A 13,046-nucleotide genomic window follows, 5' to 3' on the forward strand; every position below is an offset into this window, starting at 1 on the left:
ATGTTCCACTGCAACGGCTGGTGTGGACCGTGGGCGGTGACCGCGTTCGCGGCGACCCATGTGTGCTTGCGCGCGGTGCGCGGCGACGACATGTGGCGCCTGATCGACGCGGAGGAGGTCAACCGGATGTCCGGTGCCCCGACGGTGCTCACGAGTCTGGCCACCGCCCCCGAGGCGCACCCGATGACCACTGAGATGGCGATCGCAACCGCGGGGGCCCCACCGAGCCCGACGATCATCAAGGCGATCCGCCACCTCGGGATCGAGATCATTCACGTCTACGGTCTCACCGAGACGTACGGGCCGTACTCGGTCTGCGAGCCGGACCCGAGCTGGTCCGAACTCTCCGGTGAGGAGCTGTCGGTGTTGTTGGCGCGACAGGGCGTCGGCATGCTCACCGCGGACCGCCTGCGCGTCGTCCGCACCGATGAGAGCAGCGGCCGACTGGTCGATGTCAAGGCCGACGGCGTCGAGATGGGCGAGATCGTCATGCGCGGCAATATGGTGATGAAGGGCTACCTCGACGACGAGGAGAAGACGGCGGAGGCGTTCGCCGGCGGCTGGTTCCACTCGGGCGACCTCGGCGTCATGCACCCCGACGGCTATGTGCAGCTACTCGACCGGGCCAAGGACGTCGTCATCTCCGGCGGCGAGAACATCTCCACCGTCGAGGTCGAGCAGGCGGTGGTGAGTCATCCCGCAGTTCTCGACGTCGCGGTGATCGGGGTGCCCGACGAGAAGTGGGGCGAGCGGCCCAAGGCCCTGGTGGTCCTCAAAACGGGGCAACAGGTGACAGCGGCGGAGATTATCGCGCATGTGAAAGGCCGGATCGCCTCCTACAAGGCCCCGCGCGACGTCGATTTCATCGACGAACTGCCCAAGACGTCCACCGGCAAGATCCGCAAGAACGAGTTGCGCGACGCCGAATGGGGCGCGGGCCGCACCCGCATCCAGGGCTGACGGTCGGTTCGGCCCGACCCGATCGTCAGTGCCCGACGCGTTCGCGTCGGATGGTGCGGATCGGTGCGGGTGCCGCGAATGCGGCAATCGCGTCGACGACGGTGCGATGATTGCCCAGCGGTGCCGCAACCGGGGAGCCCGGCGCCAGTTCGTCGAGCAGTGCCTCGACGCGTTCGGTGAGCAAACCGGGGGACAGGAAGTAGGGGAGCCCGACAATCCGCCGGCGGCCCTGGCGGTGCAGGGCGGCCACGGCGTCGCGCAGCACCTGGGCGTCGGGGCCGAGTTTGGTCGCGAACACGACGTGGACCGGCACTCCGAGCGCAGCGGCAACGTCGCTGCCCCGTCGTCGCGCCGCGTCGTCGGATCGTTCGTCCGACGAGCCGACCGCGTACAGCACTAGCCCGTCGCCGGAGGTCAGTCCGGCCTGATGCGCCCGGTCGCACAAGGCGTCGACCAGCGCAGCACTGCCCAGCACCGGGGTTTGCATCATCGGCACGGCGGGCCGGCGGCGCCGCGCCGCGTCGAGTAGTACCGGCAGGTCGAAGCAGCTGTGGTAGCCGTCGCCGAGCAGCAGCGGCACCACCGAGACCGGGGCGCCGGTCGCCGCCAGCTCGTCGAGGACGGTGGCGACCAGCGGCTGGTTCAGGTCGAGATAGGCGACCTCAACGCGTTCGTCGGGCAGTGCGACGCGCACGGCGCGCAGGATCGTGGTGACCGTCGCGGCGAACCGGGGGTCACGGCTGCCGTGTCCGACGAGGAGGACGCTCACACTGAGACACGACCGGTCAGGTGCAGCTGGTCCAGCGCGTCCCCGACGAGGCCGGCGGCAAGGGTGTTGCCGCCCGCCGGATCGATCAGCAGGAAGCTGCCCGATTCGCGGCTGTGGCTGTAGTCGTCGGCGACGATCGGCTCGGCCGTCTGAACCGAGATTCGGCCGATCTGGTTGAGCTCCAACGACTCCGGCGCATCCACCAAGGCGAGTTCCTGCTCGTCGAACAGCACGTCGAGTGCCCTGACGATCGCCTGTGTGGTGTGGGTCCCGTGCTTGAGCAGCAGGCGGGCCCCCGGGCGCAGCGCGTTGTCGCCGAGCCAGCACACCGTTGCGCTGAACTGCTGGATCGGCGTCGGTGCGTTGCCGGCCGCGGCGATGACGTCACCCCTCGAGACGTCGACGTCGTCGGCCAGCAGCAGCGTGACGCTGCGCCCGGTGTGTGCGGTGGCCAACCGGCCGTCGGGGGTGTCGATCGCCTCGACGGTGGTGCGGGTGCCCGACGGAAGGATGACCACCTCGTCGCCGGCCGACACGGTGCCCGCCGCGATCTGTCCGGCATAGCCACGGTAGTCGGGGAACTCGGCTGTGCGCGGACGGATCACGTACTGCACCGGGAAGCGCAGCCCGACCGGTTCGCCGGTGCGCTCGTGAATATTGGGGACGGTCTCAAGGTGTTCGATCAGCGTCGGGCCGTGGTAGTACGGGGTCTGGTCCGAGGCGATGGCGACGTTGTCGCCGCGCAGGGCCGACACCGGGATGGCGAGCACCTGGTCATCGGACCAGCCCAGTGAGCGGGTCAGCTCGGCGAAGTCGGCGGTGATCGTGCTGAAGACTTCGGCCGCATCGTCGACCAGGTCGATCTTGTTGACTGCGAGCACGAGTTGGGGCACACCGAGCAGTGCCATCACCGCTGCGTGGCGGCGGGTCTGCGCGACGATCCCGTTGCGGGCATCGACCAGCAGGATCACCAGCTGTGCGGTGGACGCGCCGGAGACGGTGTTGCGGGTGTACTGGACGTGGCCGGGGGTATCGGCGAGCACGAAGGAGCGCTCGCCGGTCGCGAAGTACCGGTAGGCGACGTCGATGGTGATGCCCTGTTCACGCTCGGCGCGCAGTCCGTCGACGAGCAGCGACAAGTCGGGGCCGTCGAGGCCACGGGCCTCCGACGCACGGTGAACCGCATCGATCTGGTCGGCGAGCACCGACTTCGTGTCGTAGAGCAGGCGGCCGACCAGCGTCGACTTCCCGTCGTCGACGCTGCCGGCGGTCGCGATGCGCAACAGGTCGGGGGAGTGCTTCATCAGAAATATCCTTCGCGCTTGCGGTCTTCCATGGCGGCCTCGGAGACGCGGTCGTCGCCGCGCGTGGCGCCGCGCTCGGTGAGTCGGGACGTGGCGACCTCGGCCAAGACGGCTTCGTTGTCGGCCGCCTCGGACAGAATGGCCCCGGTGGTGGAGCCGTCACCGACGGTGCGGTAGCGCACCGAACGAGCCTGAACGGTCTCCCCCTCGCGCGGCCCGCCCCACGGCCCGGCGGTCATCCACATGCCGTCGCGCGAGTAGACCTCGCGCTCGTGGGCATAGTAGAGCGGGGCGAGGAGTACCTGTTCGCGGGCAATGTAGCGCCACACGTCGAGTTCGGTCCAGTTACTCAACGGGAACACCCGGACGTGCTCGCCCGGCGCGTGGCGACCGTTGTACAGGTTCCACAGCTCGGGGCGCTGACGCTTGGGATCCCACTGGCCGAAGGCGTTGCGCAGCGAGAAGATGCGTTCCTTGGCCCGGGCCCGCTCCTCATCGCGGCGGGCGCCGCCGAAGACCGCGTCGAACCGGTTCTCGGAAATGCCGTCGAGCAGCGGAATCGTCTGCAGCGGGTTCCGGATGCCGTCCGGGCGCTCGGTGAGCCGCCCGTCGGCGAGGTACTCCTCCACACTGGCCACATGTAGGCGCAGGTTGTAGCGCGCCACGATCTCGTCGCGGAACGCGAGGATCTCGGGCAGGTTGTGCCCGGTGTCGACGTGCAGCAATGCGAACGGCAGCGGGGCCGGCCAGAAGGCCTTGATCGCCAGGTGCAGCAGCAGGGTCGAGTCCTTCCCGCCGGAGAACAGGATCACCGGGCGCTCGAACTCCCCGGCCACCTCGCGGAAGATGTGGATGGACTCCGACTCGAGGGCGTCGAGGGTGTCGAACTCGTCGTCGTCGCGGAGGAAGGGTGTGGTCTGGGTATCGATACTCATGAGACGTGCAACCCGCATTCTGTTTTGGCGCGCCCGGCCCATCGGCCACTGCGCGGATCGGCTCCGATAGCTGGTTTCGCGGTGCACGGCGCGCACCCGATTGAGGGGTACCCGTCATCGACCAGGGGGTTGACGAGGACTGAGTGGTCGGCGATGTACTGCTCGAACTCCTCGTCGGTCCAGGCGGCCAGCGGGTTGATCTTCACCAGCCCGAAACCCTCGTCGAAGGAGATCAGCGGCGAGTCGGCACGGGTCGGCGATTCGGTGCGGCGGATCCCGGTCACCCAGGCGGAGTACCCGGCGAGCGCGGCGCGCAGCGGCACGACCTTGCGCAGCCGGCAGCATTCGCCCGGATCGCGGGAGAAGAGGTCGCGGCCGAGGAGGTCGTCTTGCTGCGGAACGGTTGTTTCCGGGGTGACGTTCACCAGGTCGAGGTCGTAGACCTGGCTGACCGCATCGCGGGTGCCGATCGTTTCGGGGAAGTGGTATCCGGTGTCGAGGAACAACACCCTCAACCGGCCCCCGACGGCAGCGCGGTCGACAGCCTTGTCGGCGACGTCGATGAGGACCGCGTCCTGCATGTTGGCGGCGATGATGAAGTCGGTGCCGAAGGTCCGGGCAGTCCAGGCCAACAGTTCGTGCGCGGTGGCATCGGGGCCCAGGTCGGCAGCACCGGTAGCGGCGATGTCGCGCAGCCGGTCGGTGTCGAGCGTGGTGGTCATCGGTTTCCCCTCACTGCAGTTCGGCGTCGTCGGCGCGGGCGGCCCATTGCGCGAAGCGCTCGCCCTCGGCGCGTCCGGCGATGAAGTTGCGGACCAGGCGCTCGATGTAGTCGATCGAGTCGTCGGCATAGATCTTGTGCTGGCGCAGCTTCCGGCCGAACCCGCTGTCAAAGCCGAGCGCCCCGCCGAGATGGACCTGGAAGCCCTCCACCGGGTGGCCCTCGCCGTTGTCGATGAGCTGGCCTTTGAGACCAATATCGGCGACCTGCACCCGGGCGCAGGAGTTGGGGCATCCGTTGAAGTTGATCGTGATGGGCACGTCGAGCTGATCGTTGAGCTCGGCGAGGCGCCGCTCCATCTCCGGCACCAGCGCCTGGCTGCGGCTGCGGGTCTCGGTGAAGGAGAGCTTGCAGTATTCCAGTCCGGTGCAGGCGATGAGATTTCGCCGCCACCGCGATGGCCGCGACGTCAAGCCGACGGCTTCGAGCGCGGTGTCGAGGCCGGCGACCTTGTCGTCGGGGACGTTCACGACGACCAGCTTCTGGTACGGCGTTAGCCGGACGCTATCGGAGCCGGCCTCCTGCGCGCCGTCGGCGACCGCGTCGAGAATGTCGGCCGAGAGGCGCCCGGACACCGCGGAGTAGCCGATGGCGTTGAGGCCGTCGACCTGCCTGGTGAGCCCAACATGGTCGATCGGGTGCGTGGGCGGTACCGGTGCGGGTCCGTCGGCGAGCTCGCGCTTGAGGTACTCATCCTGCAGCACCTGACGGAACTTCGCCACGCCCCAATCCTTGATGAGGAACTTCAGGCGGGCCTTGGAACGCAGCCGGCGATACCCGTAGTCGCGGAAGATCGAGACGACGCCCTCCCAAACGTCGGGAACCTCGTCGAGCGGCACCCAGGCGCCGAGGCGCTGCGCGAGCATCGGGTTGGTCGAGAGGCCGCCACCGACCCACAGGTCGAAGCCGGGACCGTGCTGCGGGTGCTCGACGCCGACGAACGACACGTCGTTGATCTCGTGCACGACGTCCTGTTGGCCGGAGATCGCGGTCTTGAACTTACGCGGCAGGTTCGAGAAGTCGGGGTTGCCGATGTATCGGCGGGTGATCTCCTCGATGGCGGGGGTGCCGTCGACGACCTCGTCGGCCGACAGTCCGGCCAATGGGGAGCCGAGCATGCCGCGGGGGCAATCGCCGCAGGCCTCGATGGTCTGGAGGCCGACCTCGTCGAGCCGACGCCAGATCTCCGGAACGTTCTCGATCTCGATCCAGTGGTACTGGATGTTCTGCCGGTCGCTGATGTCGGCGGTGCCGCGCGCGAAATCGCGGGAGATCCCGGCAAGTGCGCGCAGCTGGGCGACGTTGAGGCGACCGCCGTCGGTGCGGACCCGCATCATGAAATAGGGCGCTTCGAGGTAGTCGACGTTGTCATCGTGGGTGTGGGTGCCGTCGTAGCCCTCGGCGCGCTGCGTGTAGAGGCCCATCCAGCGGAACCGGCCGCGCAGATCGGCCTTGTCGATGCCGTCGAAGCCGACTTTCGCGTAGGTGTTCTCGATCCGCGCGCGGACGTTGAGCGGGTTGTCGTCCTTCTTGGACTGCTCGTTGGGGTTCAGCGGCTCGCGGTAGCCGAGGGCCCACTGGCCTTCGGCGCGACGCTTGGCGGGCCGCGCGCGGCGGGCGGGTTGGTCGCCGGCCGGCCGGGCGGGCGGACTGTCGACGTCGTCGCCGACGGTCGCGGGGGTGGTGAGCGTCATGGATTCTCCTTGCGCACAGCACAGTTGCGCAGCGTTCATGGGGCTGGTCATGAAAAGGTGACGCGGATTCGGCATCCGGGAACGGTGCGCGGTTAGGCGCAACCGGAAGGGACTACTCGCTGGCCGAATCCGGCTAGCGCATACAGGATGCGCTGTCGCAGCGCATGAGGTCGATGTGGCGCCGCTGGATCAGGCGCAGCCCTCGTGTAGTCACCCGGCCATAGTGCCATGCCGGACCGCACCGCGTCTACTTGGGAAGACTTTCGATCACCGTGAGAGAAAGAGCGATATGCGGTCGCAGCAGGTGGTGCGGGATGATGGAGCGATGTCCCTTCCCGCGACGCCGCGCTGGCGCGACCTGCCCGAGCCGGTCGCGCACCGGCTGCGCGCTCAGCGCGGCGGTGAGGCGATCGGCCTCTATCTGCACGTCCCGTTCTGTGCGTCGCGGTGCGGCTACTGTGATTTCAACACGTATACCGCTGGCGAACTCGGCTCCTCGTCGTCGCCGCAGTCGTGGTCGGAGGCGGTCCGGCGCGAACTCGACGGTGCCGCGGACCTCCTCGGTTCGCGCCCGGTGTCGACGGTGTTCGTCGGCGGCGGCACCCCGTCGCTACTCGGGGCCGCGGGGCTGGCCGACCTCCTCGCCGCGGTGCGCAACAGTTTCCGCCTCGCACCCGGCGCGGAGGTCACCACGGAGTCGAATCCCGAGTCGACGTCGCCGGAGTTCTTCGACGCGATCCGCGCGGCCGGCTACACGCGGGTGTCGTTGGGGATGCAGTCGGCATCGTCGCACGTCCTGGCGATCCTGGACCGCACGCACACCCCGGGGCGGCCTGCCGCGGCGGCGCGGGAGGCGGCCGCGGCCGGGTTTGACCACATCAACCTCGACGTCATCTACGGCACGCCGGGGGAGACCGACACCGATCTCGATGTCACCCTCGACGCGGTGCTCGCCGCGCCGGTCGATCATGTTTCGGCCTACGCGCTGATCGTCGAGGACGGCACCGCCTTTGCGCGCAAGGTGCGGCGCGGCGAAATCGCCGCCCCCGACGACGATGTCCTCGCCACCCGCTACGAGCGGGTCAACGAGCGGTTGTGCGCGGCCGGATTCGACTGGTACGAGGTGTCGAACTGGGGGCGCGGGACGGACTCGGCATGTCGCCACAACGAGGCGTACTGGCGCAGCGAGGATTGGTGGGGCATCGGCCCGGGCGCGCATTCGCATGTCGGCGGCGCCCGCTGGTGGAATCGCAAGCATCCGGCGTCCTACGCGTCGGCCCTGTCAGAAGCTCGCTGGCCCGGTGACGGATTCGAAGTGTTGACCGAGCGCGACGTGCACGTCGAGGCCCTGATGCTGCGCCTCCGGATGCGCTCGGGGCTGCCCGCTTCGCTCCTCGCCGACGACGAGCGGACGCGCGCCGAGGAAGCGGTGCGCAGCGACTTGCTGCGGTTCGCCGGCGGGGCATATGTGCTCACCGACCGCGGTCGTCTGCTCGCCGACGGCGTGGTGCGCCAGCTCCTGGTCGATTGACCGGGCGGTGCGCCGGTCAGGTGGCGCGGTGCCGGGCGACCGACGGCCGCATCGCCGGATCGTCGAGCTGCTCCTCCAGGGGCGGCGCGCCGGGGGAGAAGTCGACTGCGTCGAGGTCGAGCAGCCGCGCGTGGATGATCGGCCGGTTGCGCAGCGCACTGCGCACCGCCCGGTGCAAACCGTCCTCGAGGTAGATCTCGCCGCGCCACTTCACGACGTGGGAGAACAGGTCGCCGTAGAAGGTCGAGTCCTCGCTGAGCAACTTGTCCAGCGCGAGAACCGTCGTCACCGTCGTCAGCTGGTCGAGCCGGAATTGCCGGGGCGGGATCTTCGCCCAGGTGCGGGGCGACAGCGTGTGCTCGGGATAGGGTTTTCCGTCCTGTACCGCCTTGAAGATCATCACCCCGCCGTTCCCGACTAATATGGTCGTACTCACCATATTGCACACTCGGCTTGCCCACTCGGCGTGTCGTGGGGTGACGGACCGCAGGGAGGAGGCGCCTCGATGACATCGACGGACGAACGGCGTTTCGACGTCCTTCGCGCCATCGTTACCGACTATGTCAACACGCAGGAGCCGATCGGGTCCAAAGCACTTGTCGAGCGCCACCAACTGGGTGTTTCCAGTGCCACCGTTCGCAACGACATGGCCGTGCTCGAGGCCGAGGGGTACATCGCCCAACCGCACACCAGTTCGGGTCGCGTTCCCACCGATAAGGGCTATCGACTCTTCGTCGACCGCATCAGTGAGATCAAGCCGTTGTCGCAGGCTGAGCGGCGGGCCATCTTGTCGGTCCTCGATTCCAGCGTCGACCTCGACGACGTGCTGCGGCGCTCGGTCAAACTGCTCGCCGAGCTGACCCGGCACGTAGCGGTGATCCAGTACCCGGTGTTGTCGACGGCAACGGTGCGCCATCTTGAAGTCGTCGCGCTGACATCGGCAAGGCTGTTGCTCGTGGTCATCACCGACAGCGGGCGGGTCGAGCAGCGCATGGTGGCGCTGAGCCGGGACATCACCGACGACGAGGTTGTGCTCCTGCGCGACGCCTTCGCCGGCGCCCTGCACGGCAAACGCCTTACCGAGGCCTCGGCGGCAGTCGCCGAGGTCGCGAACTCGGCTCCCCGCGACATCGCCGACCTGGTCATCGCGGTCGCCGCGGTACTCGTCGAGACGCTGGTCGAGCGGGAGGAGGACCGGTTGGTACTGGGCGGGACGTCCAACCTCGCTCGGGCGGCATCGGACTTCTCGGCAGACCTGGGCGGGATGGATGCGGTACTCGAGGCACTCGAGGAGCAGGTCGTGGTGCTCAAACTGTTGGCGCGCACGTCGCGCACCGACCGGGTGACGGTGCAGATCGGGCGCGAGACGCGCAACGACAACCTGCGCGGTGCGTCGGTGGTGTCCACCGCGTACGGTGCCAGCGGCACCGTACTCGGCAGCGTCGGCGTGCTGGGGCCGACGCGGATGGACTACCCGAACACCATTGCATCGGTTGCTGCGGTGGCCAAGTACGTTGGAGAGGTGCTGGGCGAGCGCTGACCGTGCATTGATCGCACGGATTCGCGGCGCCCGGCGCACCCGGAATCGATTTTGAGGATAGAAGCAGCAAGTGGCACGTGATTACTACGGAATCCTGGGCGTTCAGCCAGGCGCGGACGACCAGGAGATCAAGCGCGCCTACCGCCGCTTGGCGCGGGAACTTCACCCGGACCTGAACCCCGACGAAGAGGAGCGGTTCAAAGAGGTCACCACCGCCTACGAGGTGCTCAGCGACTCGGAGAAGCGGCGGATTGTCGACGCCGGCGGCGACCCGCTGGCCGGCCCGGGGGCCGGTGGCTTCGGCGCCGGTGGCCTCGGCGACATCTTTGAGCAGTTCTTCGGTGGCGGCAATTTTGGCGGATCAGGGTTCGGTGGCGGCCGCGGGCCGCGCAGCCGGGTCCAGCCCGGTGAGCCCGCACTGGTCAACGTGACGCTCGACCTGCACGAGTGTGCGGCCGGGGTCAACAAGGAGATCACCGTCGACACGGCGATCCTCTGCGACCAGTGTGTGGGCGCCGGCACCAACGGCGACTCGGTGCCGGTCGCGTGCGACACCTGTCATGGCGCAGGCGAGATACAAGCCGTCCAGCGCTCATTCCTGGGCCAGGTGATGACCGTGCGGCCCTGCCCCACCTGCGGGGGTACCGGCGAGGTCATCCCCGACCCGTGCCGCAAGTGTGGCGGCGATGGGCGGGTACGCACGCGGCGCACGGTGACGGTGAAGATCCCGCCGGGCGTGGAGGCCGGGATGCGCGTGCGCTTGTCGGGTCAGGGCGAGGTCGGGCCCGGCGGTGGTGCAGCGGGTGATCTCTACGTCGAAATCCACGAGCGGCGCAACGAGATCTTCGTGCGCGACAAGGATGACCTGCACGTGACGGTCAACGTGCCGTTCGCCGATGCGGCGCTCGGCGGTGAGTTGACGATCGACGGCATTCTCGACGGTGAGCACATCGACATCGCCATCCCGTCCGGCACCCAGCCCGGGCAGATCGTCACCATTCGCGGTCGGGGCATTCCGCACGTCAACAGCGGGGTCCGCGGCAGTCTGCACGCGCACCTGGAGGTCAGCGTGCCGACGAAACTGGACTCGAGGGCCGTTGAATTGCTCAAGGAATACCGCGAGCACATCGGGGACACGATCGAATTGGCGTCGGCGACGTCGACCGGCACCAGCAGCGGATTGTTCTCGCGGTTGCGCAGCGCTTTCGCCGGACGCTGAGCTGATGAGCCCGCCGCTGTTCTGGATTGACGAGGCGCCGGCCGCGGGCAGTGAGGTGGAACTGACCGGACCGGAGGGCCGTCACGCGGTCACCGTCACCCGCATCGGCGCCGGCGAGACCATCGTCCTGGGCGACGGAGCCGGTGCGTCGGCCACGTGCGAGGTGCTCGCCACCAAGGGCAAGGACGCCTTGCTGGTCCGGGCGCTGGAATATCGCTACGTCGACCGTCCGCGCCCGCTGGTCACCGTGGTGCAGGCACTGCCCAAGTCGGAGCGGTCCGAACTCGTCGTGGAACTGGCCACCGAGGCCGGCGCCGACGTGATCGTGCCCTGGCAGAGTTCGCGCAGCGTCGCGCGCTGGGTGGGATCGAAGGCGGACAAGGGGGTTGCCAAATGGCGCGGTGCCGCGGCGACCGCGGCCAAACAGAGTCGTCGGGCATGGATTCCCGAGGTGTCGGGACTGGCGTCGACGACGATGGTGCGGGCTCGGTGTGCGCAGGTGATCGGCGCCGGCGGGATCGTCGTCTCCTTGCACGAGAGTGGTAGTGAGTCTTTTGGCCGCATCGGGTTTCGCGGCGTGCCACAGGTATTGCTCGTCGTCGGCCCAGAGGGCGGGTTGTCCGAGGAGGAACTGACCGACCTGGCGGCGCTGGGCGGGCACACCGCGGTGCTCGGCCCGCAGGTGCTGCGGACGTCGACGACGGCTGCGGTCGCGCTGGGTGCGTTGGGGGTCCTCACCGATCGGTGGGATCGGGGTCAGTCCTGAAGCGCCACAAGATCTTCTACGGTTCACACGAGTCGCAGTTCGGGCATCTGTACGAGCCGGTCGACGCGCAGGAGCGGGTACCGCTGGTCGTCCTCGTTCACGGTGGCTATTTCTCGACGCGCTACGCGCTGACCATCCAAACGGCCATCGCACGATTGATGGCCCAGCGCGGTACGGCGGTGTGGAACATCGAGTACCGCCGCACCGAAGAGGACGGCGGCATCTGGCCGGGGCCCGGCCGGGACACGATCGCTGCCCTGCGTGCCCTTGACGACGTGGTGCCGGCGGCGCTGCCCGACGACCTCGCTGCGCGGATCGCCGTCGACGACGTCGCCGTCGTGGGCCATTCGGCTGGTGGGATGCTCGCCGTCTGGGCGTCGGCGCAGCTCGGGGCCGCAACGGCGCGCGCCCGCATCACCCGGGTAGTCGCCCAGTCGGCGCTGCTGGATCTGTCGCCGGCCCAGGTCCACGATCGGCCCACGCCGCGGGCCGTGATGGGTCAGCCCTACGATGAGATTCCCGACCGTTACGCCCAGGCATCGCCGATCTTCGCCCCGACAATGGATGCACATGTGATCGTGGTCCACGCCGGTGACGATGCGGCCGTTCCCGTCGACTGCAGCCGTCACTATGTGAACGCGGTCTCGGCGCGAGGGCAGTCCGCCGAACTGGTCGTCGTCCCCGGTGAGGGTCACGACGCCTTCGTCGACCCGCGCAGTGCCGGCACGCGGGCGACCCTGCGCTCCCTGGGTATTTGAGTGGCCGGCGCGGATACACTGGGCGGAAACAAATGTGAAGGAGTGGTGTCGCACGTGACGCACGCCGATCAACCGCATGCCGATCAACCGCATGCCGAAACGGTGGTGGAGGTCGCGCCCGAGCGGATCATCGGTCTGCTCGGCGCCGGCGATGTCAACCTCAGGGTGCTCGAGGAACTCCTCGATGCCGACATCCACGTCCGGAGTAATCGGATCACCCTGTCCGGTACCGCCGCCGAGGTTGCGACGGCTGATCGCGTCGTCGCCGAACTGCTCGATGTCGTGGGACGCGGTGCGCCGCTGACCCCGGACGCGGTCCGCCGGTCGGTGACCATGCTGGCCGACCCGACCGCCGAGTCGCCGGCCCAGGTGCTGAGCCTGGACATCATTTCCCGGCGTGGCAAGACCATTCGGCCCAAGACGCTGAACCAGAAGCGCTACGTCGACGCGATCGACGACAACACCATCGTATTCGGTGTCGGGCCGGCTGGTACCGGAAAAACCTACCTCGCGATGGCGAAGGCGGTGGCGGCGTTGCAGGCCAAGGAGGTCACCCGCATCATTCTGACCCGCCCGGCCGTCGAAGCGGGGGAACGCCTCGGCTTCCTGCCCGGCACTCTGAGTGAGAAGATCGACCCCTACCTGCGGCCGCTCTACGACGCACTGCACGACATGATGGACCCCGAGGCGATCCCGAAGCTCATGGCGGCGGGGGTCATCGAGGTCGCGCCGCTTGCGTACATGCGGGGCCGCACCCTGAATGACTCGTTCATCATCCTCGACGAGGCG

Annotated in this window: 12 protein-coding genes and 1 pseudogene; 7 read left to right on the plus strand and 6 right to left on the minus strand. The window is 68.4% G+C overall.

The annotated features are described in order from the left end of the window. The coding region (locus tag B4M62_RS09520) for an AMP-binding enzyme (protein WP_290707024.1) at positions 1-960 on the plus strand (960 nt) is incomplete at its 5' end. 25 nt (positions 961-985) lie between these two features. On the opposite strand, the gene B4M62_RS09525 is transcribed toward B4M62_RS09520, so the two are convergent. Genes B4M62_RS09525 through B4M62_RS09545 form a run of 5 tightly spaced genes read right to left on the minus strand, consistent with a single transcriptional unit; the run spans position 986 to position 6,443 of the window. After that, positions 986-1,729 (minus strand): sirohydrochlorin chelatase, encoded by a 744-nt coding sequence (locus B4M62_RS09525; protein ID WP_290707026.1) that lies wholly within the window; start codon positions 1,727-1,729, stop codon positions 986-988. Next, entirely contained in the window at positions 1,726-3,033 is a 1,308-nt protein-coding gene (locus B4M62_RS09530; RefSeq protein WP_290707028.1) for a sulfate adenylyltransferase subunit 1, read from the minus strand. The genes B4M62_RS09525 and B4M62_RS09530 overlap by 4 nt, the downstream gene beginning before the upstream one ends. Then, positions 3,033-3,986 carry a sulfate adenylyltransferase subunit CysD gene (cysD, locus tag B4M62_RS09535; RefSeq protein ID WP_290707031.1) on the minus strand — a complete coding sequence of 318 codons (954 nt, stop codon included), beginning with the start codon at positions 3,984-3,986 and terminating at the stop codon, positions 3,033-3,035. The genes B4M62_RS09530 and cysD overlap by 1 nt, the downstream gene beginning before the upstream one ends. Continuing rightward, complete coding sequence (locus tag B4M62_RS09540) at positions 3,965-4,690, minus strand: phosphoadenylyl-sulfate reductase (protein WP_290707034.1); 726 nt, start codon at positions 4,688-4,690, stop codon at positions 3,965-3,967. Before B4M62_RS09540 ends, cysD begins: the two co-directional genes overlap by 22 nt. A 10-nt stretch (positions 4,691-4,700) precedes the next feature. Continuing rightward, entirely contained in the window at positions 4,701-6,443 is a 1,743-nt protein-coding gene (locus tag B4M62_RS09545; protein WP_290707036.1) for a nitrite/sulfite reductase, read from the minus strand. A 325-nt stretch (positions 6,444-6,768) separates the two neighbouring features. On the opposite strand from B4M62_RS09545, the gene hemW reads away from it, so the two are divergent. Further along, entirely contained in the window at positions 6,769-7,974 is a 1,206-nt protein-coding gene (gene hemW, locus B4M62_RS09550; protein ID WP_290707038.1) for a radical SAM family heme chaperone HemW, read from the plus strand. Between the two features lie 31 nt (positions 7,975-8,005). Here the strand turns inward: hemW and B4M62_RS09555 are convergent. Next, positions 8,006-8,374 (minus strand): annotated as a pseudogene (locus tag B4M62_RS09555) (type II toxin-antitoxin system VapB family antitoxin); the annotation flags it as partial. Between the two features lie 105 nt (positions 8,375-8,479). Between B4M62_RS09555 and hrcA the strand changes: the two are divergent. The 5 genes from hrcA to B4M62_RS09580 form a co-directional block, all read left to right on the plus strand. Continuing rightward, positions 8,480-9,514 carry a heat-inducible transcriptional repressor HrcA gene (gene hrcA, locus B4M62_RS09560; protein WP_290707040.1) on the plus strand — a complete coding sequence of 345 codons (1,035 nt, stop codon included), beginning with the start codon at positions 8,480-8,482 and terminating at the stop codon, positions 9,512-9,514. 70 nt (positions 9,515-9,584) lie between these two features. Continuing rightward, on the plus strand, positions 9,585-10,733 hold the full coding sequence (gene dnaJ, locus B4M62_RS09565; RefSeq protein ID WP_290707042.1) for a molecular chaperone DnaJ: 1,149 nt from the start codon (positions 9,585-9,587) through the stop codon (positions 10,731-10,733). 4 nt (positions 10,734-10,737) lie between these two features. Continuing rightward, entirely contained in the window at positions 10,738-11,499 is a 762-nt protein-coding gene (locus tag B4M62_RS09570; protein ID WP_290707044.1) for a 16S rRNA (uracil(1498)-N(3))-methyltransferase, read from the plus strand. Further along, positions 11,478-12,257, plus strand: a complete 780-nt coding sequence (locus tag B4M62_RS09575) for an alpha/beta hydrolase family protein (protein ID WP_290707047.1) — start codon at positions 11,478-11,480, stop codon at positions 12,255-12,257. Before B4M62_RS09570 ends, B4M62_RS09575 begins: the two co-directional genes overlap by 22 nt. 102 nt (positions 12,258-12,359) lie before the next feature. Next, positions 12,360-13,046, plus strand: a 687-nt coding sequence (locus tag B4M62_RS09580) for a PhoH family protein (protein WP_414651815.1), incomplete at its 3' end; no start/stop codon positions are given.

Source organism: Gordonia sp. UBA5067 (assembly GCF_002414845.1).
Classification (GTDB): domain Bacteria; phylum Actinomycetota; class Actinomycetes; order Mycobacteriales; family Mycobacteriaceae; genus Gordonia; species Gordonia defluvii.